Here is a 19,494-nt window from a genome sequence, read left to right as displayed (position 1 = left end):
CGAGGTCGAACGAGTTCCGGCCGAGGTGATCAGCACGGAACTCGCACTTTGTGGGGCGTGTGTGAGCAAGTGTGCGCTGACTCACAAGTAAAGGCAGCTGCCAAAAAGGTGAAATCTTTGATCCCCGACGCACCGAGTTGTACAGTCCTGCCCATGACGATCGCTGTGCGGTGGATGTTGGCGCAGCCGGATCTCGCGCTGGAACTCAAAGGTGGCGCCCAGGGTGTCGGTCGCGAAATCACATTCGCGCACGCCACGGAGTTGCTCGACCCGTTTCGATGGTTGACCGGCGGCGAATTCATCCTCACCACCGGCATCCGATTGCCGTCCACTCAGCAAAAGCGCGGCCGCTATCTCCGGATGCTCGACGCGGCGGGAGTGGCGGCGGTGGGATTCGGAACCGGGCTCTCGTACCCCGAGGTCCCGGCCGATCTGGTGGCCGTCGCCGACGAGATCGGACTCCCGCTGATCGAGGTGCCGCTGCCGACGCCTTTTGCTGCCGTCGTCAAGCGTGTGATGAGCCGGTTGGCAGAGCAGGAATATGAAGCTGTCCTCCGGGCGTCGCGGGCGCAACCGCGGATGACGCGTGCCGTCATTTCCGGCGGAACGGCTGCGACCGTGCGTGAACTGGCGATCGCAACCTCGGCGACGGTGCTTCTTCTCGACGTCGCCGGAAGAGTTCTCGAGAGCTCACCTCAACTGCCGACGGACGACGTGATCGACGAACTGCGAGCAACTCTCGGGGGCGGTGCCTCTAGTAGCGTGACGCTCGCAAGGTCTGGAGCGTCGATCGCGGTGCAGCAGATCAGCGTCGGGCGAACGCCGTACGGATACCTGGCGGTGATCAGTGCTTCGGCGCTCAGCTACGTCGATCAGATACTGCTCGGTCACGCGAACTCGTTGTTGGCGTTGGACTTCGAGAAACCCGCGCGTCTGCGTGCTACTCAGGATCAGTTGAATTCGCACGCCCTCGGGCTGCTGCTCACCGAGGATCGCGACCCGGCGCCGGCGTGGCAACAGATCAGGCAGGCCGCCGACGGTGAGGGAATGATCCGAGGATTGACAGTTCTTGCCGACACGTCCGACGTAGCGGGACGCGTCGGAGCCGAGATTGCCGAGTTCATGAACAAGGCGGGGCGGCAGTTGTTCTCGCGGATCAACGACACTCGCGTCACGGTGCTGCTGCGTGGAACCGACGACGTCGAGTTCGCCCGAGAGTTGCTCGGCGGGGTATCGAGGTCGGATCTTCGCGCGCTTCGTGTCGGCTTGAGCGCGCGACGGGTGGTCGCTGCGCTGGCGGTCGCCGTCGAACAGTCCCAGCTGTGTGCGTCGGCGGCGGAAATCGGTGGCGAGCCTTTGGAATTCGCAGCTCTGACCGGAAGTGTGCTGCTGTCTTTCGATTCGACGCGTGAAGTGCTCAACACGCTGGCGGAAACGATGATCACACCGATCGAGGACTACGACCGTGACAACGGCACCGAACTGCTGGCGTCGCTGCGGGCATTTCTCGAGGCCAACGGACACTGGGAAGCGGCCGCCATCACGATGGGCGTTCACCGGCACACACTGCGGAGCCGAATGGCGAAGGTGGAGAGCCTGATCGACTGTCGGCTGGAAGTGGCCAGGGTTCGGGCCGAACTACTGCTCTCGATCATTGCCCGGCAATCGTGACTGCCGGGCAATGATCGAGACTTGGCAAAGCGGCCGTCAGGCCTTGCTGCGAGCGATGATGTCGGCTGCGGTTCGCTGACCCATCCGAACGGCACCGTCGACGTGCTGGTACCCCTCGGCCGCAATGTCGGAGCACGAGAAGTGAATCGGGCCGACGGGCGTGCGGGAATCCGCGCCGTAGCGGTGCAGGCCTCCGAGGTCGAAGCTCGCTGCGTACGCACCGCGGGTCCATTCCTCCGAGCCCCAGTCGGATTCGTAGTACACAACCGGCTCTTCGGCCTTCGGGCCGAGATAGCGGGCAAGTGAGGCCAGAATCGTGGCCTTACGCTCCTCGACGGAAAGCTCGAACATCGCGTCGGCCTTCTCGTCGGAGACGAAAGCGACCAGGGTGCCGCGATCGTCCTCGTGGTTGGTGTTGTCGTACACCTCCTGCACTACCTCGGACGCGCCGAAGCCGGTGCCGGAGAGGCCGTCTTCGCGCCAGAAAGGCGTCTCGTACACCGCGTGAACCTTGATGACGAGGCCGAGGGACTGGTGCTGGTGCATCTGGTGCTGACGACGCGGCAGCGGGGGATCGTACGAGATCCGGGAGTAGAGGTTGGGCGGTACGGCCAGGATCACTCGGCTTGCCTCGACGCGAACATCGCCGTCCGCCAACACCGTTGCACCGGATTCGTTCCACTGCACCGTACGCACGGGTGCGTTGAGGAAGACGTCGTCGCCGAGGGCCTCTGCCATGCGGATCGATACCTGCTGCATTCCGCCGATCACTCGCTTGTCGAGGATGAAGTCCTCGTCGACGAGATGGGAGAACGAGCCTGCGGAAGCGGCCATGAGTACGGCCTGCAGGGCAGAGAACGAGTGGGCGGGCTTGGTGAGCATGCCACCGGCGATGAAGAGACCGATGTTGTCACGTGCCTCGGCGTCGTCGGACTGATTGATCAGCCACTGCTTGAAGGAGACTGTGTCGAGATCGCGGGCGAGGGGATGTGCCCACGGTTCCTCGGCGCCGATCTGCGCTGCGAGATCGTCCATCTCGTCGATGAGACGGTCCATCTCCTTCTTCGTGGTGTCGTTCGTGGGGAAGGAATCGCCCGTGTACTGCGTCCGCTCACCTGCCGACGAGATGTAGACGGACTCGCCCTCGCGGTAGCGCTCGAAAGTTTTCAGGCCGAGTTCGTCGAGCAAGGAGATCAGCGCGGTCTGGTCGGGGGAGACCCACTGGCCGCCGATTTCCAGAACTGCTCCGTCGATGGTGTCGGTCCACGTGCGGCCGCCGACGCGGTCGCGCGCTTCGATCACAGCGACGGTCAAACCGGCCTTGCGCAGCGCGGTTGCAGCTGCCAGGCCAGAGGGGCCGGCGCCGACGATTGCAACGTCTCTCTGGAGAGTAGGCACTTGCGAGCTCCTTCATGTTGAGCACCGCTCGAGTCGAAAGATGCCGACGAGCGAGTGAACGGGTGTCGGTTTTCAGTCTGTCCCGAGGAGACGCACACCACACCTGACGAAACGGAGTGTTCGATCGGTGATCTTGTGCCGTTTAGGCGCGGCTAGCCGTTGATGACGTGGCGATCGCCGAGCGGTCGGCTCAGCGGAACGTCCAGGCTGCCGAACACGGCAACCAAGATGCACATCTTGTCCGCGGCCTCCGGCAATGCTCCGGTTCGGAGCGTGACGATCACCGTCGTATCAGTCTCTTCGACGGTTGCGTACGCGCCGTAGCACTCCGGAGTACCGGTCACGAAGTGGACTGCCACCGTGTGATCGTCGACCTCGGACCACGATTCGAACATGGTGGCCGTCGCACCCACGATGTCGGTGCGGCTGTCGAACTCCGTGCCCATCTCGCTGTCGTCGACCTCGTCGGGAACGGGGGTTCCGAGCGACCAGTCGGCGGGACTTGCTTCGTTGGCCGCCATCGGATTCGGTGCGGCAACCGGCCCCGTGGTCTGGGCCCCGACGGAGCATCCGGCCACAGCAAGGCAGGCCAGAACGGCGAGGGTTAGTACACGCATGAATCCACCGTAACCCTGCTCAAGCGAGTAGCGCTGTGACCAGCGCAATTGCGGGAATTGACGCCAAAGTGGTGACAAAGGCACTGTCTCGGGCGAGGACCATTCCGCGCCGATAGCGGCTTGCATAGATGAAGACGTTCTGCGCCGTCGGCAACGTCGAGACGACCACGATGGCGAACAACTGATGACCGTCGATGCCGAGGAGGAAATGCGCCATCAGATAGGCCAGCACAGGTTGGACCACGATCTTGAGCGTCGATGCCAGCGCGACGTCGCGGCGTGGACTCGAGCCCTTCTCCAGCACCCGCACGCCGTAGAGCGAGAGCCCGAATGCCAACAGCGCACCGGGTACGGACGTCGCGCCGATCAATTCGAAAGGCTGCATCAGCGGCCGGGGCGGTACCCAACCGATCAACGCGACGATCAACCCCGCAGCGCCCGCGAGCACGATCGGATTCTTGAACGGGGCGGTGACGGTGTCGATCAACGAGAGCTTCTCGGCATCCGCGCCGCGAAGGGCCGTCAGATCGAGGATCGTCAAGGCGATCGGGGAGTACACGACGATCTGAAAGAGCAGGAGCGGCGCGACGAACGTGGCATCGCCGAGCACGAACACCGCGATCGGGATTCCGAGGTTGGCCGAATTCACGTACGAAGCCGACAGCGCGCCGATGGTCAGTTCGGGTAGCGGCCGGTTGAGCCAGATCTTTGCGACGACGACGTACAGAGCGCCGACGGCAAAGGCAGTAGCCGACGCAACGGCGAGCGTCGGCGAGAAGATCACCGAAAGATCGGACGACGCGAGGGTGGTGAACAGCAGGGCAGGCGTCGCGACGAAGAAGACGAGTCGACCGAGAACGAACTGTCCTTGGCTACCGAGGGTGCCGAGACGGCCGAGGAGATACCCGACCGCGATGACAACAAAAATTACGGTGAAACCCGCAACAACTCCCGACACGCTGCGGGCACCTCTCGACTGGAATGAACGACTTCGGGAAAATCTTAGTCAGGGCAACAAAAAGGCCGCGCAGTCGAGTGACTGCGCGACCTCTTCGGTACTTCTACGTGTGACTACCGAGCACGTATGACTACCGGGCGGCGGTGAAGGGGAGCAACGCCATTTCGCGTGCGTTCTTCACTGCAACGGCGACCTGACGCTGCTGCTGCGGGGTCAGGCCCGTGACGCGACGGCTGCGGATCTTGCCGCGGTCCGAGATGAACGTGCGAAGCAAGTTGATGTCCTTGTAATCGACATGCGTGATCTTCGCTGCGAACAACGGGTTCTTCTTGGGCTTACGACCCTCTACGGGGCGTGGCTTCTTCGACGGTGAACGCTTGACTGCCATCCGACTTCCTTACCAGCTCGACTTGTGTACGCCAGGCAGTTCCCCACGGTGCGCCATTTCTCGCACGCGAATCCGGGAGAGCCCGAACTTCCGCAGGTGGCCGCGCGGACGTCCATCCGCAGCGTCTCGATTGCGCAATCGTACCGGACTGGCGTCGCGTGGTAGACGTTGCAGGGTCGCTTGGGCCTTCGCGCGCTCCTCTGCCGAGCTTTTCGGGGAGCGGATCGTCTCCTTGAGAGCGGACCGCTGCTCCGCGTACCGCTCGACGACGACCCGTCGCTGGTTGTTCTTCGCGATCTTCGACTTCTTGGCCATGCCTACTTCTCTTCTCGGAAATCGACGTGCTTTCGCAGCATCGGGTCGTACTTCTTCAGTACGAGTCGATCGGGGTCGTTACGACGGTTCTTGCGGGTCACGTACGTGTACCCGGTGCCCGCGGTGGACTTGAGTTTCACGATCGGGCGGATCTCGTTGCGTGCCATCTGCTCAGACCTTCTCGCCGCGCGCGCGGATCCGGGCGACGACGGATTCGATGCCGTCGCGGTCGATCGTCTTGATGCCCTTGGTCGAGAGCGTGAGTGTGATGCGACGCCCCTCGCTGGGCAGGAGGTAGGTCTTGCGCTGGATGTTCGGGTTCCAGCGACGGTTCGAACGCTTGTGAGAGTGCGAGACGGATTTTCCGAACCCCGGCACACGTCCGGTCACTTGGCAGTGAGCCGACATGGGTGTTCCTTTCAACTTGCAGATGACAATCATTTTCGACAATGCGGTGAGATCAATGTACCGTTCAACCTCGGTAATGACAATCATTCCCAGAAAGGCCCGCTGTGAACACGATCTTGGACGGCAGGACTCCGCTGGTCCTGGTCGCCGGCATGAGCGAATCCACCCCACACACCGCACGAGCGTTGCTGCGGACCGGAACTGTTCTGGTCCACCACGACCTGAGCCACGTCCGTGAAGGGGTGGTCCGGCGGACGGTCACCTCGATGACCGGGAGTGCCGGGTCTGCCGGCACTGTGTCCGAGCGCGAGACGATCCTCGAGCTCGCGCACGGCTGCGTCTCCTGCACCCTGCGCGAAGACTTGCTGCCGCTCCTGCGCCGGCTTCACTCGCACAGTTCGGTGCAGCGGATCGTGTTGCTGTTGGACCGGCAACTCGAGCCCGAGGCGCTGTGCTGGGCGATCGAGCACGTCGTCGTGACCGGCGTCGTCGGCCAACTGGACGGACCGGCGCAGCGGGACGTCCGCGTCGATGCCGTCGTGACGTGCATCGACGCGGCGACCTGGCTGGCAGACGCCACCGGCGACGAAGCTCTCGACGACGACCGCACCCTGGCTCAGGTCGTCGTCGGGCAGGTCGACTTCGCCGACGCGCTCGTCCTACGCGGGTCCGATGCGCTCGACGGCTGGCAGCGGTCCCGCTTGAACGCGGTTCTCGCGCGCATCGCTCCACGGGTACCCGTCTTCGATGAGGGAGACGACATCGAGGCACTGCTCCTCGAGGTGCCTGCGGATGCGCGACGCGGTGAACTGGCCGACGCTCACTCACCGCTGTTGCGTCGCCAGCCGCCGCTCGACGACGACGGCGGAGTGATGCTCGTCGAGTTCACCGCGAACCGGCCGTTCCACCCCGGTCGTCTGCACGAGGCGATCGACGTCCTGCTCGAAGGCGTCGTGTACTCCCGCGGACGAGTCTGGGTGGCGACGCAACCGGGTGAAGCGCTCTGGCTCGAATCGGCGGGCGGTGGCCTGCGAGTTGCCAGCGCGGACACCTGGCTTGCCGCGATGACGCCGGAGGAACGAGACCGCGTTCCAGCTGAACGCCGTGCACTCGCGGCCCTGAAATGGGACGAGCGTTTCGGTGATCGCGACACCTCGATGGTCGTTCTCACATGCGGTGCGAACCCGCTCGAGATCGACCGAACACTGCAGCACGCCTTGGTCACCGACGACGAATTGGCGGACGAAGCGTCGTGGGCAACGTGGGAAGACCCGTTCGGCGAGTTTCACGAAGACCCGTGTGACGAATCCGAATCACCTTATGCCGAAACCGAATCAACGCGAGAGGGAAACGAATGAAGAAGCAGATGCACCCCGACTACCACCCGGTGGTCTTCCAGGACGCCAGCACCGGCAAGAGCTTCCTGACCCGATCGACCGTGACGAGTGAGCGCACCGTCGAATGGGAAGATGGTGGCACGTACCCGCTGCTGGTCGTCGACGTCACGAGCGACTCTCACCCGTTCTGGACCGGAGCGCAACGTGTGATGGACACCGCCGGACGCGTCGAGAAGTTCGAGCGGCGCTACGGAAAGCGCAAGGCACTCTGATGGCCGTTCCCAAGCGGAAGATGTCCCGTTCCAACACGCGCAGCCGTCGTGCCCAGTGGAAGGCGACGGCGCCCGATCTGGTCGAGGTCACAGCCTTCGGCCAGACCCACCGAGTCCCTCGGCGACTGGTCAAAGCAGTTCGACTCGGGGTGATCGACCCGAGCCGCATCTGACCGTGCGATCCTTGGCCGGTGCTGCTGAGGATCCTCGAACTGGTGGGCATCGTGGCGTTCGCGGCCTCGGGTGCCCTGGTGGGCGTCACCAAGCGACTCGACATCTTCGGGGTGTGCTCGGTGGGTGTGTTCACCGGCATCGGCGGCGGTATCGTCCGCGACGTTCTCCTCGGCGTCCATCCGCCCAGCTCGCTGAGCAGTTGGCCGTACTTCGGAACGGCCGCCGCCACCTCACTCGCCGTGTTCTACCTCCACGAGCCGCTCAATCGACTGCGTCGTGAAATCCTGGCGCTCGACGCACTGGGGATGGGCTTGTTCGCGAGTACCGGCGCCGTCATCGCGCTGGACAACAACGCCAGTTCGCTGGCGGCGACGTTGATCGGTGCGACCGCGGCGATCGGCGGCGGCGTGATCCGCGACGTTCTCGTCAACGAGGTGCCACTGCTCCTGCACAAGGACCTGTACGCGGTTCCCGCACTGCTCGGCGCTGCGTTGGTGGTCACAGTCTCGCAAGCCGGACTGTCCACTAACGCCGCGCTGGTGTGCGGCACGGCGTTCGCCGCGGTGTTCAGACTGCTTGCGTTATGGCGTCATTGGAGCCTGCCCGGGCCGAGGCGAACCCGGGACTGACCGCGACACGCCGGAGGCCGGAATCGGACCCTCTCAGCCGCATCTCAGCACTTCAGTCCAAACTGTCGGTATGCGTATTTTGGTGGTCGACGACGACCGGGCGGTTCGCGAGTCGCTTCGGCGGTCGCTCAGCTTCAACGGCTACACGGTCGAGCTCGCGGTCGACGGGCTCGACGCACTCGAGAAGATCCTCGCCAACCGGCCCGACGCCGTCGTGCTCGACGTCATGATGCCGCGACTCGACGGACTCGAAGTGTGCCGTCGTCTTCGCAGTGCCGGCGACGACCTGCCCATCCTCGTGCTCACCGCCCGCGATTCGGTCAGCGAGCGAGTGGCCGGTCTCGATGCCGGAGCGGACGACTACCTGCCCAAGCCCTTCGCTTTGGAAGAGTTGCTTGCCAGGTTGCGTGCACTACTTCGCCGCACCGCGCCCGATCTGGACGCCGATTCCGAAATGATGGCGTTCGAGGACCTCACCCTCGACCCGGTCACCCGTGAGGTCAAGCGCGGCGAACGATCGATCAGCCTGACGCGCACCGAGTTCTCCCTCCTCGAAATGCTCATGGCCAACCCACGCCGCGTGCTGACCCGTGGACGCATTCTCGAAGAAGTGTGGGGATACGACTTCCCGACGTCCGGCAATGCCCTCGAGGTGTATGTCGGCTACCTGCGTCGCAAGACGGAAGCCGACGGCGAACCGAGGTTGATCCACACCGTCCGCGGAGTCGGATACGTCCTGCGGGAGACGCCTCCGTGATCACCGCTCCGTTCGGCAAGAACGCCGAACCGAAGAAATCCTCCACCACCCAAGCGTCCGTCGAAATGCGCCCGCCGATGCCACTGACCCGTTCGGTGTCATTGCGTTGGCGTGTGACGCTGCTCGCCGCGTCGGTGGTGGCCATTGCCGTCGCAGTCATGGCGATCGCTGCCTACGCGGTGGTTTCGCGTGCGCTCTACGCGGACGTCGATCACCAGTTGCGTACCAGGGCAGCGGTGCTGATCGACAGCAATGTCGTGCGATTCGATCCTCGCTACATCTCCGGTGCGACGCTGTACACCACCGACATCAGTGTGGCCCTGATCTTCTCGGACCTGAGCACGTACCAGCCGCCCGGTTCCGACGTGCCGATCGGTGAAGCCGAAGACGCCGTAGCGCGTGGCGAATCGGATTCCTCGCTGCGAACCGTCGACGGTCAGCGAGTGCTGGCTCAACGAACCCATGACGGAAGCACTTTGGTGATCGGTCAGCGGCTCGCGCCGACCGTTGCGGTACTGGACCGTCTGGCCTGGGTGCTCTTCGTGGTCGGCGGGTGTGGCGTCATACTTGCGGCGGTGGCGGGTACTACCGTGGGCCGCACCGGTTTACGACCTATTGCCAGGCTGACTGCTGCCACCGAACGAGTCGCTCGGACCGACGATCTGACGCAGATCCCCGTTACCGGCAGCGACGAATTGGCGCGCCTGACAGAGAGTTTCAACACGATGCTGCGGGCGCTCGCCGAGTCCCGTGAGCGTCAGTCGCGCCTCGTTGCGGACGCCGGACACGAGTTGCGGACGCCGTTGACTTCGTTGCGCACCAACATGGAATTGCTGATCGCGTCAAGTCGCCCCGGTGCGCCGCAGATTCCCGACGAGGACATGGCAGAACTTCGTGCCGACGTCGTCGCGCAGATCGAGGAACTCTCGACTCTGGTCGGCGACCTCGTCGACCTGGCCCGTGAAGACGCACCCGAAACCGTGTACGAGCGCGTCGACGTCAGCGACGTCGTCGAGCGTGCGCTCGAACGAGCGCGGCGCAGGCGCAACGAAATCGAGTTCGAGGCGGTCACGACTCCGTGGTACGTCTACGGAGATCAAGCGGGCCTGTCGCGTGCCGTGCTGAACGTCCTCGACAACGCTGCGAAGTGGAGTCCGAAGGGCGAACAGGTACGCGTCGAAATGCGACCGGTGGGTCAAGGATTGTTGGAATTGACCGTAAGTGATGCGGGACCTGGCATTCCGGAGGAGGATCGGGAGTTGGTGTTCGATCGTTTCTACCGGTCGACTGCGGCACGTTCGATGCCGGGATCGGGTCTGGGACTTGCGATTGTGCGTCAGGTCGTCGTCAAGCACGGCGGCACCATCGCGATCGACGAATCCGATCGTGGGGGAGCGCTTGTTCGTATCGTGCTTCCCGGTGAACCGGGGCTGAGTGCCGAGTAGCGTGTTCTGTAGACCCGTTGGTCCCTCGCTTCGGTGACTGACGTCACGGCTTAATGCGTTCGGCCCGAAAGTCTTTCGGGCCGAACCGACAACACCGGTTTTTCACGTCGAACTCTGGGTAAAGTGACAGGCACGTCTCAGCGCCTTCTCAGCAGCGCAAGGCAGCATTGTCGGCAGAACAGTTGTGACTGCCCGTCCGGTGGTCACCGTAGACGAAAGCGAGCCGATGACCGAGGACCGTAACGTCGGGCCGACCCGGCCCGAGCAGCCCAACAGCGAGCCCACCACCCAGGCGCAGCCGACAGCACCTCAGGCACAGCCGACAGCACCTCAGGCACAGCCGACAGCACCTCAGGCACAGCCTCCCGTGCCGCCGCAGCAGCCTCAGGGGCAGGCGCCTCAGCAGCCGTACCAGCCGACCGAGTCGTTCGCCCGACCCGCCGAAGCCCGACCCGCCGAAGCCCGACCCACTGAAGGCAGGCCCACCGAAGCCTTCGGGCAGGCACAGCAGCAGCCCACGCAGGCTTTCGGCCACCCGCACGGTGCCCATGAGGCCGCGTACCAGCAGAGCGCCCCGTACGGCGCACCCAACCCTGGTGGCCCCGGCGGTCCGAACGGCCCGGGCGGCGGCCACAATCAGATCCCCGCACCGCTGCAGGGGCCGAACTCCGGTTCGACCACCACCAAGCCGAAGTCGGGACGCATGGCGCTGGTTGCCGGCGCTCTCGCCCTGGTCCTGGTCAGTGGTGGTGTCGGTGGCGTGGTCGGCGCCGTCGTCGCGGACCGCAACGGTGGAACCGCGACGGTCACCAACTCTCTGAACGCTCCGAAGCCCACTGCGACCAACACGTCCAACGCTCCCGCCGGCTCGGTTCAGGCCGTTGCCTCGAAGGTCGTGCCGAGCGTCGTGCAGATCGAGGTAGCCACCGCGCAGGGACAGGGCGGTGAGGGCTCCGGTGTCATCCTGTCCTCCGACGGTCTGATCCTGACCAACAACCACGTTGCCGGCGCACAGGGAGCGCAACTTCGCGTTGCGTTCTCCGACGGAACCAAGGCCTCGGCCACTCTGGTCGGTGCCGATCCCGTCTCCGACATCGCCGTCATCAAGGTCGACGGTCGCAACGACCTCACCCCCATCGATCTCGGCAACTCCGGCGACGTCCAGGTCGGACAGCAGGTGGTTGCCGTCGGGTCCCCACTCGGCCTGGCCGGCACGGTCACCGAAGGCATCATCTCCGCACTCGATCGCCCGGTGTCCACGAGCGGCGAGTCCGGCAACCAGAACACCGTCATCGACGCTCTGCAGACCGACGCAGCGATCAACCCCGGCAACTCCGGTGGCGCCCTCGTCAACATGGACGGCCAGCTGATCGGCATCAACACGGCGATCGCCTCGCTCGGAGCGTCGTCGGGTACCCAAGGCGGTTCGATCGGCCTCGGTTTCGCCATCCCGATCGATCAGGCACGCCGCGTCGCCGACGAACTGATCAAGACCGGCAAGGCGACTCAGGCCATGATCGGCGTGACCGTGCCGTCGCAGGACAACGCCGACGGCGCAACCGTCATGGATGTCACTGCTGACGGGCCGGCCGCCAAGGCCGGTATCCCGAAGGGTGCAGTCATCACCAAGGTCGACGATCGTGTTGTCGCAGATGGTGATTCGCTGATCGCGGCAGTGCGTTCACATGCTCCCGGCGACAAGGTCTCGATCACGTACAGCGACGGCGGGCAGACCAAGACCGTCGACGTCACGTTGGGAACCGCGGCAGCGCAGGGCGGCCGATGATGTTCGGCGATCAGCAGACGATCGACCCGATCTTCGGCCAGATCGCAACGGCGTCGGGATCGGACACTACGGTAGGAGTCATGGAACTCGAAGCCACATCGGCCGGCCGCGCTCTGGTCGTCATCGTCGACGATCGCACAGCCCACGGCGACAACACCGACTCCATCGGTCCACTGGTCACGGAACTGCTGAACGAAGCGGGTTTTCTCGTCGATGCGACGGTCGCCGTCGCCGCCGACGAAGTGGAGATCCGCAACGCTCTCAACACCGCAGTCATCGGTGGCGTCGACCTCGTCATCTCGGTCGGCGGTACCGGGGTATCCCCGCGTGACGTCACTCCTGACGTGACCGCTGAGGTTCTCGATCGCGAGATCCCGGGAATTGCCGAAGCACTTCGTGCTTCCGGTCTTTCGGCCGGATCGCTCGAAGCAGGCTTGTCCCGCGGCCTCGTCGGGGTTTCGGGAAGCACCGTGGTAGCCAATCTGGCGTCGACCAGGCCGGCAATTCGCGACGGCATGGCAACCCTGACGGCTTTGGCGAGTCACGTGATCGCCGAGCTGTCCAGCCTCGAGGGCTGAGACAGCTTGTCGGAGCAACCAGATACCCCGAAGAAGCCGTCAGTCGACAAGAAGCGCCTGGCGCGCATCTTCGGGGACGTCTTTCCCGAGACGACGTCGGACGAGCGGGGTCCCGAAGGATCCTCGCGGTCCTCGGACGACGACTGGCTGCGCAGTCAGCGGCCCCCGCACCACGGCGGTTGAGAAGTAAATCAGGCCCCCGGACAATTGTCCGAGGGCCTGATTTGATCTGTGGGCACTGCCTATTCGAGAGACTTGGCGTGCGCTCCCGTGTCGGCGCCACCGGCATTGGCCGAGAGGATGTCGCGGATCTGGATGAGCAGATCGGTTTCGCTGGCTTCCTTGTCCTCGGGCTCGGAGACGAACTTCTTCTTCGCCGCATTCGCAGGGACGATCAGCACGAAGTAGACGACCGCTGCGATGATGATGAAGTTGATGATCGCGGTGACCACCGCACCGAAGTTCAGGAACGTCTCAGCGGAGTCACCCGTCAGCTGAATGCCCCACCCGTATTCGTTGGCTCCGCCAATCGAAGCGACAAGTGGGTTGATGATATTGCTGGTGAAGGCAGTCACGATGGCGGTGAAGGCCGCGCCGATGACCACTGCGACGGCCAGGTCGAGCACGTTTCCGCGAAGCAGGAAGTCCTTGAATCCCTTGAGCATGTCGGTGTCCCCTCGAGTCTCCGATGGCAAGTGCCAGATGGTCCGTTGATACCGAACCGACTGGAAAAATCCTAGAGGAGCTTCGGACGCTTTGTGCGGTCAGCGGAATGTCACGGTGATCGCATTGGACAGAGATGCCGCGGCTACGACGTTGGCTGCTGGTGTCGGCAGGGCCAGCAAAATCACCTGTTCCTGCTGGTTACGTGTACTTTCCGACGTGGTGACCAACGCGACTACCGCTCCTGCCGCAAGAATTTGTGGGGCCTTGTCTGCAACTGATTCGTTGGGTGTGTCGGGGTGGGGTGTGTCTGGGCGGGATGTGTCAGGGCCGACGGTCAGGACGTCGACGACGTCCCCGCTGCGCAACATGTCCGCGACGGCCGCATCGGCCAATCGGACGGGGACGATGCGGGCGTCGTCGGTTCCTACCGACAACCCGGCCAGCCGTGGGCTGAGAACGCGCACGTCGGTGACGGTTTCTCCGGAGCGAATCGGGCCGGCAACGGTTCTCCCGACTACCAGGTCGGTGTCGGAGACAACTCCTTCGGGAAGTTGTTTCGAGTCGATCTCGCGGACCTCGACGTCCGAATCCGCAATCACCTGCCCCGGAGTGAGATCGCGGCTCGAGACAACTACGGCGACGGTGTCGGTCGCGGGATCGCCTCGAAAGAAGAGAACAACGCCGAGTGTGGCCAGGACGACCGCTGCGATCTTGCGGACGGTCGCTGAGCGAAACCGTGTGCCGCGTGTCAGTTCGACGACGCGATCGAAGGTGCTCGGGCTGAGATCGAGTTGGGCGCGCAATGGATGGGAGCGCCTCGGCGAACGAGAACGTACTGACGGCATTCATGCACGTTAGGGCCGGAAGCGGTGCTTCCGGCCCTGACAATGTGAACCTGTGGACAACCCGGAGGTTGTGGAAATCAGCTTGCGGCAGCCTTTGCGGGCGCCGGCGTGCTGGTCGACGAACTCGATGTCGAAGAGGAGTCCGACTTGGACTCGGACTTCGCAGCGGGTGCCGAATCGCTCTTGGCCGGCTCGCTCGCAGTCCCGGAGCCGCCGCGGCTGTCGGTGCGGTAGAAGCCGCTGCCCTTGAACACGATGCCAACAGAGTTGAACAGCTTGCGGAGCTTGCCTGAGCAAGCTGGGCAGACCGTCAGCGAATCTTCGCTGAAGGACTGGACGATGTCGAAACGGTTGTCACATTCCGTACATGCGTATGAGTAGGTGGGCACCGGGCTTCCTCCGCACTGTGATGTTCGAGCAGCCGCGTATTTACACCGCAGCCTTTAGCACTCTACAAGTGACAGTGCCAACAGCGCTAATCAGGGATCTATTCCCGCAGATCAATCGCCTTGGAGCGGCGTGAGACCGCCGCTTGGCGTCAATGCCCAGCCCATGGGAATGTCGTGGTCGTCGGCAGGCAAGGCCTCGACGAGTTCGGAGTCTCTGACAATTGCCACGAGCCGAGTCTGTGGTCCGACCGACCCGAGCGTCCGGTCGTAGAAGCCTGCGCCACGGCCGAGGCGTGTTCCGCGAAGATCCACCGCGAGAGCAGGGACAAGCATGCATTCCACGTCGGACAGGGCTTCCGGTGGCAAGACGGGTCCGACAGGCTCCCGAATGCCGTACTTCGCGGGGCGCAAACCGTCCGCGCCGCTGTACTCGACCCAGGACAACGGTCCCGGCTCCCCGGTGATCGGAAGTAGTACACGCTGAGCGATCTCGGCAACGGCGTCGAGCAAATCGGTGGATCCTGGTTCGGTGCGGGTGGGGACGTACGCACAGACGACCGAGCCGTCGACAATCACTGAACGTATGTGCGTGATCAACGCCGCAGTTTCCGTGTTTCGAGTGTGCTCGGAGACTGCATCACGTGCTGCGAGTGTGATTTGTCGCCATTGTGCTTTTGTCTGAGGTGTCACCCCGCAACGATATTCGTCGTGCTGACCGAGCGGTAACAAGCGGCGGCTAAGGTGTTGGCATGACAGACGTTGTCGCTAGCAGCACGAGGGCCTTCCGTACGGCCGTGGTTCCCGCAGCCGGACTTGGTACGCGTTTCCTGCCTGCCACCAAGACGGTTCCGAAAGAATTGCTGCCGGTCGTGGACACACCGGGTATCGAACTGGTGGCAGGTGAAGCTGCGGACTCGGGAGCCGAGCGGCTCGTCATCGTGACGTCCCCGGGCAAAGACGGCGTGGTTGCCCACTTCGTCGAGGATCTCGTGCTCGAAAGCAAGCTGGAAGCAAGCGGAAAACTCGCTGCCCTGGCGAAGGTGCGCAAAGCGCCGGGTTTGCTCGAAGTCGACTCCGTGATTCAGGAGCAGCCCCTCGGCCTCGGGCATGCAGTCGGTTGCGTCGAGTCGGTTCTCGACGACGACGAAGATGCCATCGCGGTCCTTCTGCCCGATGATCTCGTACTACCGCGTGGCGTCCTGGAGATCATGGCGCGAGTTCGGGCCAAGCGCGGCGGATCCGTTCTCTGTGCAATCGACGTCCCGAAAGACGCAGTCAGCGCTTACGGCGTCTTCGACGTCGAGATCGTTCCCGACGCGGTCAATCCCGACGTCCTCAAGGTCGTCGGCATGGTCGAGAAGCCGGCTGTGGAAGACGCGCCGTCGACCTTTGCCGCTGCAGGTCGCTATCTGCTCGATCGTGCGATCTTCGACGCACTTCGTCGCATCGAGCCGGGAGCCGGCGGTGAGTTGCAACTCACCGACGCCATCGCTCTCCTGATTTCCGAGGGCCATCCGGTTCACGTGGTGGTGCACCGCGGAACGCGTCATGACCTGGGCAACCCCGGCGGGTACCTCCGCGCTTCGGTGGACCTGGCACTCGACAGTGACGATTACGGCCCGTCCTTGCGTAAGTGGCTCGCGGATCGGCTCGACCGCTGAGCGTGTCGCCACGGTGGTTGATCGCCCGATAACGCAGTATCAATGTGCTTGTCCCTTTTCGGCGGCAAGGCATCATGAGCTGACGGATATCACCGAATTTCCAGACACAGGAGGACGCGGACCAGATGCGGTCGGTTGAGGAGCAGCAGACCAGGGTTACCGCTGCTGCAGTGGCACCCCGTCCGGTTCGGGTCGCCATCTCGGAGGCGCAGGGACTGCTGTGTGCCGAGGAAGTGGTGACCGAACGCCCATTGCCGGGATTCGATCAAGCTGCCATCGACGGTTACGCGGTTCGCAGTGTCGATGTCGCCGGAGCTGGAGCCGACCTCCGCGGCGAGGACGGCGAGCCTACGGACCTCAGCTTGCCGGTGGTCGGCGAGGTGACGGCGGGCTCACGCCAACCGATCCGCTTGCAACCGCGTCAGGCCGTTCGAGTCGACACGGGCGCGCCGCTGCCCACGCTGGCCGACGCCGTGCTCCCGCTCGAAAACACCGACGGTGGTCGCGCTCGCGTTCGGATCTTCGAGCCGGTGCGTTCGGGCGATTACGTTCGCCGTGCAGGCGACGACGTCCAGCCGGGCGACGTGGCCGTTCGGGCAGGCACCATCATCGGAGCCGCACAGGTCGGGTTGCTCGCTGCGGTCGGCCGCGACAAAGTACTCGTCCATCCCCGTCCGCGCCTCTCGGTTATCAGCGTCGGTGGAGAACTCGTCGACGTGGATCGCACGCCGGGGCCAGGCCAGGTTTACGACGTCAATTCGTATGCCCTCGCCGCCGCAGCGCGCGATGCCGGCGCCGACGTCAACCGTGTGGGAATCGCAGGCAACGACTCTCGTCGTCTTCGCGAAGTAGTCGAGGGACAGCTGATTCGCTCGGAAATCGTTGTCATCGCCGGTGCCGTGGGCGGCGGAGCGTCCGACGAGGTTCGTGAGGCGCTTGCCGACCTGGGGACACTCGAGGTGGAGCGCGTTGCCATGCATCCGGGATCGGTGCAAGGCTTCGGAAAGCTGGGAAGGGACGAGGTTCCGACCTTTCTCCTACCGTCCAACCCGGTCAGCGCACTGGTGGTATTCGAAGTCATGGTTCGCCCGCTGATCAGAATCGCGCTCGGACGCCGCCAGCCGATGCGGCGAGTAGTGAAGGCTCGGACAGTGGGAACGATCACGTCGATTGCCGATCGCAAGGGTTTTCTGCGTGGTCAGCTGATGCGTGACGAAGCGACAGGGGAGTACCTCGTGCAGGCCCTCGGGGGCGCGCCCGGTGCGTCCTCACATCTCCTCGCGACCTTGGCGGAAGCCAATTGCTTGGTTCTGGTCGATCGAGACGTCACCGAAGTGCACATCGGTGAAGAAGTCGACGTAGCTTTTCTCGCCCAACGTGGGTAACGCCGACCCGAGTGGGGTGTGATGTCAGTCCATCCAGGATGGCCGGAAGATCTCGGCCCGCTGCGAGTGCCCGCGGGAGTGGTGACCGTCCGCCCCGTGAAGCTCCGTGACGCTGCTGTGTGGAGTCGTCTCCGCATTCGCGATCGCGAGCACCTCGAGCCGTGGGAGCCCACCGGAGAATCGCCCTGGGATGCTCGCCACCACATCACCGTCTGGCCGTCCCTGTGCGGAAACCTTCGCTCCGAAGCGCGCAAGGGCAGGATCCTTCCCCTGGTGATCGAACTCGACGGGAAGTACTGCGGGCAGGTCACCATCGGAAATGTGGTGCGCGGCGCTCTGCGGTCCGCCTGGGTGGGCTATTGGGTCGCCTCGCACGTGACCGGTGGGGGCGTAGCCACAGCTGCCGTTGCACTCACACTCGATCACGCATTCTCGAAGGTCGGTCTGCATCGAGTGGAGGCCACTGTTCGGCCGGAGAACGCGTCGAGTCGCGCAGTCCTACGAAATGTTGGGTTCCGGGAGGAAGGTCTTCTCAAGCGCTACCTCGATGTCGACGGCCAATGGCGTGATCATCTTCTGGTCGGAATGACCATCGAGGAAGTACCCACCACCGTCGTCGACAGATTGGTGCGGTCCGGACGCGCTTCGTGGGTGTGACGAAGACGGCGCCAGAAGCGTGAGAAACGCGAGCTAAACAGCAGTTACCGCTGAGTAGTCCTACTTTCGGGCGGGAAAATGTGGTTTTTGATTCAACCAGAACTCGAGACTTTTGGGACTGAACCGGAAGTTCAGTTCGGTACGCGTGTGACACATGAGTATGGTGGGGTTCGGCGCGTCGGCAACGATGTGAGGGCGTCGGCCGTTAACCTTGACTCGTCAACGGCTGGCATAGGTGCTGGTAGGTGATCGGGAGGAGGTCGCGGCATGCCTAGCTCATTCGTGTGGATCGGGCTGGTGGCCGTGTGGCTGTTCGTCCTGGTGCCGATGCTTGTCAACAAGCGCCCCAGGATCCGGCAGACGAGTGACGCGGCACTCGCGACTCGAGTACTCCACCGCGGCGACAGCAACCCTGTTCAGCGCGGGCCGGCAGCAGGACATCGAAGCGATCCGAACTGGCAACCAGAACCAGTGCGCAGCAGCTACGACGCGGAGGACCAGATGGACACTCACGCAGAAGACGACTACGCCGGCGGTCGTGCACCGGTCGGAGAATTTGTTCCGGTTCGGCGCGGCCGAGGCGGATTCGACCCCGAAGCGGATGCCATCGCCCGGGAGGCGCGGTATGCATTCCGTCAGCGGACATTGCTGGGACTTGCGTTCGTCGCGATTCTCTCGGGCGCTCTCGCATTGATCATCTCGCCGATGGTGTGGTGGCTGTTTGCGCTGACCGTCTGCGGCCTCGGCGGGTACATGGCGTACTTGCGTCGGCAGGTTCGGATCGAGCAAGAGATTCGCCGCCGTCGTACCGAACGCCTCAACCGATCGCGACTCGGAGTCGAATCGCACACCGACGAAGAGCTTCGCCTGATTCCGGCGCGACTGCGTCGGCCGGGAGCGGTTGTCCTCGAGGTCGACGACGAAGATCCGGTGTTCGATCACCTGGATCACTACGAAGAAGAGATCAGGCACACCGAGATGCGTCGCGCGTCCGGTCAGTGATCTTCTGGGCCGATCTTGTCGGGCCGAAAGTTCGTGTCGGGTGATTCCAACGGGAGTATTCGTTCCTGTTAGAGTTGCCGAGCACCGCTGAGGCGGTGGCACGGGGCTGTGGCGCAGTTGGTAGCGCGCTTCGTTCGCATCGAAGAGGTCAGGGGT

The 19,494-nt window shown here is 63.9% G+C and carries 25 protein-coding genes; 14 read left to right on the top strand and 11 right to left on the bottom strand.

Annotated elements, in window-relative coordinates; genetic code table 11:
* Window positions 1–153 precede the first annotated feature (153 nt).
* Window positions 154–1,671 carry a PucR family transcriptional regulator gene (locus QM609_RS27025; protein WP_003946355.1) on the top strand — a complete coding sequence of 506 codons (1,518 nt, stop codon included), beginning with the start codon at window positions 154–156 and terminating at the stop codon, window positions 1,669–1,671.
* Between the two features lie 36 nt (window positions 1,672–1,707).
* Here QM609_RS27025 and QM609_RS27020 read toward each other — a convergent pair whose 3' ends face one another.
* The 7 genes from QM609_RS27020 to rpmB form a co-directional block, all read right to left on the bottom strand.
* Complete coding sequence (locus tag QM609_RS27020) at window positions 1,708–3,069, bottom strand: flavin monoamine oxidase family protein (RefSeq protein ID WP_050656887.1); 1,362 nt, start codon at window positions 3,067–3,069, stop codon at window positions 1,708–1,710.
* A 152-nt stretch (window positions 3,070–3,221) separates the two neighbouring features.
* Entirely contained in the window at window positions 3,222–3,686 is a 465-nt protein-coding gene (locus QM609_RS27015; RefSeq protein ID WP_007727550.1) for a hypothetical protein, read from the bottom strand.
* Between the two features lie 19 nt (window positions 3,687–3,705).
* Complete coding sequence (locus QM609_RS27010) at window positions 3,706–4,644, bottom strand: AEC family transporter (RefSeq protein ID WP_003946401.1); 939 nt, start codon at window positions 4,642–4,644, stop codon at window positions 3,706–3,708.
* Between the two features lie 130 nt (window positions 4,645–4,774).
* Window positions 4,775–5,032, bottom strand: coding sequence for a 30S ribosomal protein S18 (gene rpsR / locus QM609_RS27005; RefSeq protein WP_003946414.1), 258 nt, complete (start codon window positions 5,030–5,032; stop codon window positions 4,775–4,777).
* Window positions 5,033–5,041: 9 nt separating this feature from the next.
* Window positions 5,042–5,347 (bottom strand): 30S ribosomal protein S14, encoded by a 306-nt coding sequence (gene rpsN, locus QM609_RS27000; protein ID WP_003946379.1) that lies wholly within the window; start codon window positions 5,345–5,347, stop codon window positions 5,042–5,044.
* Between the two features lie 2 nt (window positions 5,348–5,349).
* The gene (rpmG, locus tag QM609_RS26995; protein WP_050656886.1) at window positions 5,350–5,514 is read right to left on the bottom strand and encodes a 50S ribosomal protein L33; all 165 of its coding nucleotides are present in this window, start codon (window positions 5,512–5,514) and stop codon (window positions 5,350–5,352) included.
* Window positions 5,515–5,518: 4 nt separating this feature from the next.
* Entirely contained in the window at window positions 5,519–5,755 is a 237-nt protein-coding gene (gene rpmB, locus QM609_RS26990; protein WP_003946346.1) for a 50S ribosomal protein L28, read from the bottom strand.
* A gap of 104 nt (window positions 5,756–5,859) precedes the next feature.
* On the opposite strand from rpmB, the gene mrf reads away from it, so the two are divergent.
* The 9 genes from mrf to QM609_RS26945 all read left to right on the top strand — a co-directional run bounded on the left by mrf (window position 5,860) and on the right by QM609_RS26945 (window position 12,916).
* Entirely contained in the window at window positions 5,860–7,113 is a 1,254-nt protein-coding gene (gene mrf / locus QM609_RS26985) for a ribosome hibernation factor-recruiting GTPase MRF (protein WP_003946410.1), read from the top strand.
* On the top strand, window positions 7,110–7,364 hold the full coding sequence (locus QM609_RS26980) for a type B 50S ribosomal protein L31 (protein ID WP_003946367.1): 255 nt from the start codon (window positions 7,110–7,112) through the stop codon (window positions 7,362–7,364). Before mrf ends, QM609_RS26980 begins: the two co-directional genes overlap by 4 nt.
* The gene (gene rpmF, locus QM609_RS26975; RefSeq protein WP_007727540.1) at window positions 7,364–7,537 is read left to right on the top strand and encodes a 50S ribosomal protein L32; all 174 of its coding nucleotides are present in this window, start codon (window positions 7,364–7,366) and stop codon (window positions 7,535–7,537) included. The genes QM609_RS26980 and rpmF overlap by 1 nt, the downstream gene beginning before the upstream one ends.
* Window positions 7,538–7,555: 18 nt before the next feature.
* Complete coding sequence (locus tag QM609_RS26970) at window positions 7,556–8,167, top strand: trimeric intracellular cation channel family protein (protein ID WP_003946409.1); 612 nt, start codon at window positions 7,556–7,558, stop codon at window positions 8,165–8,167.
* Window positions 8,168–8,237: 70 nt separating this feature from the next.
* Window positions 8,238–8,924, top strand: coding sequence for a response regulator transcription factor (locus QM609_RS26965; RefSeq protein WP_003946387.1), 687 nt, complete (start codon window positions 8,238–8,240; stop codon window positions 8,922–8,924).
* Between the two features lie 65 nt (window positions 8,925–8,989).
* The gene (locus QM609_RS26960) at window positions 8,990–10,369 is read left to right on the top strand and encodes a HAMP domain-containing sensor histidine kinase (protein ID WP_228232796.1); all 1,380 of its coding nucleotides are present in this window, start codon (window positions 8,990–8,992) and stop codon (window positions 10,367–10,369) included.
* Window positions 10,370–10,595: 226 nt separating this feature from the next.
* Window positions 10,596–12,155: a S1C family serine protease gene (locus QM609_RS26955; protein ID WP_228232785.1), complete on the top strand. Its 1,560-nt coding sequence runs from the start codon at window positions 10,596–10,598 to the stop codon at window positions 12,153–12,155.
* A gap of 80 nt (window positions 12,156–12,235) precedes the next feature.
* The gene (locus tag QM609_RS26950) at window positions 12,236–12,733 is read left to right on the top strand and encodes a MogA/MoaB family molybdenum cofactor biosynthesis protein (protein WP_176720912.1); all 498 of its coding nucleotides are present in this window, start codon (window positions 12,236–12,238) and stop codon (window positions 12,731–12,733) included.
* A gap of 6 nt (window positions 12,734–12,739) precedes the next feature.
* The gene (locus QM609_RS26945; protein ID WP_003946347.1) at window positions 12,740–12,916 is read left to right on the top strand and encodes a hypothetical protein; all 177 of its coding nucleotides are present in this window, start codon (window positions 12,740–12,742) and stop codon (window positions 12,914–12,916) included.
* A gap of 59 nt (window positions 12,917–12,975) precedes the next feature.
* Here QM609_RS26945 and mscL read toward each other — a convergent pair whose 3' ends face one another.
* The 4 genes from mscL to QM609_RS26925 all read right to left on the bottom strand — a co-directional run bounded on the left by mscL (window position 12,976) and on the right by QM609_RS26925 (window position 15,323).
* Complete coding sequence (gene mscL, locus QM609_RS26940; protein WP_047272495.1) at window positions 12,976–13,398, bottom strand: large conductance mechanosensitive channel protein MscL; 423 nt, start codon at window positions 13,396–13,398, stop codon at window positions 12,976–12,978.
* A 99-nt stretch (window positions 13,399–13,497) separates the two neighbouring features.
* Window positions 13,498–14,244: an SAF domain-containing protein gene (locus QM609_RS26935; protein WP_050656885.1), complete on the bottom strand. Its 747-nt coding sequence runs from the start codon at window positions 14,242–14,244 to the stop codon at window positions 13,498–13,500.
* Between the two features lie 77 nt (window positions 14,245–14,321).
* Window positions 14,322–14,633: an FmdB family zinc ribbon protein gene (locus QM609_RS26930; RefSeq protein ID WP_003946378.1), complete on the bottom strand. Its 312-nt coding sequence runs from the start codon at window positions 14,631–14,633 to the stop codon at window positions 14,322–14,324.
* A 111-nt stretch (window positions 14,634–14,744) separates the two neighbouring features.
* Window positions 14,745–15,323, bottom strand: coding sequence for a 5-formyltetrahydrofolate cyclo-ligase (locus tag QM609_RS26925; protein ID WP_042921299.1), 579 nt, complete (start codon window positions 15,321–15,323; stop codon window positions 14,745–14,747).
* 59 nt (window positions 15,324–15,382) lie between these two features.
* Here QM609_RS26925 and QM609_RS26920 point away from each other — a divergent pair, with 59 nt between their 5' ends.
* The 4 genes from QM609_RS26920 to sepX all read left to right on the top strand — a co-directional run bounded on the left by QM609_RS26920 (window position 15,383) and on the right by sepX (window position 19,338).
* Window positions 15,383–16,294 carry a UTP--glucose-1-phosphate uridylyltransferase gene (locus tag QM609_RS26920; protein WP_003946415.1) on the top strand — a complete coding sequence of 304 codons (912 nt, stop codon included), beginning with the start codon at window positions 15,383–15,385 and terminating at the stop codon, window positions 16,292–16,294.
* 125 nt (window positions 16,295–16,419) lie between these two features.
* Window positions 16,420–17,679, top strand: a complete 1,260-nt coding sequence (glp, locus tag QM609_RS26915) for a molybdotransferase-like divisome protein Glp (RefSeq protein ID WP_003946353.1) — start codon at window positions 16,420–16,422, stop codon at window positions 17,677–17,679.
* 21 nt (window positions 17,680–17,700) lie between these two features.
* Entirely contained in the window at window positions 17,701–18,336 is a 636-nt protein-coding gene (locus tag QM609_RS26910) for a GNAT family N-acetyltransferase (RefSeq protein WP_007727523.1), read from the top strand.
* 267 nt (window positions 18,337–18,603) lie between these two features.
* Complete coding sequence (gene sepX / locus QM609_RS26905) at window positions 18,604–19,338, top strand: divisome protein SepX/GlpR (protein ID WP_007727521.1); 735 nt, start codon at window positions 18,604–18,606, stop codon at window positions 19,336–19,338.
* Window positions 19,339–19,494: the final 156 nt, after the last annotated feature.

It is taken from the genome of Rhodococcus sp. IEGM 1302 (assembly GCF_030056935.1).
GTDB classification, from domain to species: domain Bacteria; phylum Actinomycetota; class Actinomycetes; order Mycobacteriales; family Mycobacteriaceae; genus Rhodococcus_F; species Rhodococcus_F qingshengii.
This window is presented reverse-complemented; position numbering and strand designations above follow the sequence as displayed.

What these genes read in the sequence shown, in the direction of transcription:
- QM609_RS27025 (WP_003946355.1), top strand. Translation starts at nt 154, where the DNA reads ATGACGATCGCTGTGCGGTGGATGTTGGCGCAGCCGGATCTCGCGCTG.
- QM609_RS27015 (WP_007727550.1), bottom strand. Translation starts at nt 3,686, where the DNA reads ATGCGTGTACTAACCCTCGCCGTTCTGGCCTGCCTTGCTGTGGCCGGA.
- rpsR (WP_003946414.1), bottom strand. Translation starts at nt 5,032, where the DNA reads ATGGCAGTCAAGCGTTCACCGTCGAAGAAGCCACGCCCCGTAGAGGGT.
- rpsN (WP_003946379.1), bottom strand. Translation starts at nt 5,347, where the DNA reads ATGGCCAAGAAGTCGAAGATCGCGAAGAACAACCAGCGACGGGTCGTC.
- rpmG (WP_050656886.1), bottom strand. Translation starts at nt 5,514, where the DNA reads ATGGCACGCAACGAGATCCGCCCGATCGTGAAACTCAAGTCCACCGCG.
- rpmB (WP_003946346.1), bottom strand. Translation starts at nt 5,755, where the DNA reads ATGTCGGCTCACTGCCAAGTGACCGGACGTGTGCCGGGGTTCGGAAAA.
- QM609_RS26980 (WP_003946367.1), top strand. Translation starts at nt 7,110, where the DNA reads ATGAAGAAGCAGATGCACCCCGACTACCACCCGGTGGTCTTCCAGGAC.
- rpmF (WP_007727540.1), top strand. Translation starts at nt 7,364, where the DNA reads ATGGCCGTTCCCAAGCGGAAGATGTCCCGTTCCAACACGCGCAGCCGT.
- QM609_RS26965 (WP_003946387.1), top strand. Translation starts at nt 8,238, where the DNA reads ATGCGTATTTTGGTGGTCGACGACGACCGGGCGGTTCGCGAGTCGCTT.
- QM609_RS26960 (WP_228232796.1), top strand. Translation starts at nt 8,990, where the DNA reads ATGCGCCCGCCGATGCCACTGACCCGTTCGGTGTCATTGCGTTGGCGT.
- QM609_RS26955 (WP_228232785.1), top strand. Translation starts at nt 10,596, where the DNA reads ATGACCGAGGACCGTAACGTCGGGCCGACCCGGCCCGAGCAGCCCAAC.
- QM609_RS26950 (WP_176720912.1), top strand. Translation starts at nt 12,236, where the DNA reads ATGGAACTCGAAGCCACATCGGCCGGCCGCGCTCTGGTCGTCATCGTC.
- mscL (WP_047272495.1), bottom strand. Translation starts at nt 13,398, where the DNA reads ATGCTCAAGGGATTCAAGGACTTCCTGCTTCGCGGAAACGTGCTCGAC.
- QM609_RS26935 (WP_050656885.1), bottom strand. Translation starts at nt 14,244, where the DNA reads ATGCCGTCAGTACGTTCTCGTTCGCCGAGGCGCTCCCATCCATTGCGC.
- QM609_RS26920 (WP_003946415.1), top strand. Translation starts at nt 15,383, where the DNA reads ATGACAGACGTTGTCGCTAGCAGCACGAGGGCCTTCCGTACGGCCGTG.
- glp (WP_003946353.1), top strand. Translation starts at nt 16,420, where the DNA reads ATGCGGTCGGTTGAGGAGCAGCAGACCAGGGTTACCGCTGCTGCAGTG.
- QM609_RS26910 (WP_007727523.1), top strand. Translation starts at nt 17,701, where the DNA reads ATGTCAGTCCATCCAGGATGGCCGGAAGATCTCGGCCCGCTGCGAGTG.
- sepX (WP_007727521.1), top strand. Translation starts at nt 18,604, where the DNA reads ATGCCTAGCTCATTCGTGTGGATCGGGCTGGTGGCCGTGTGGCTGTTC.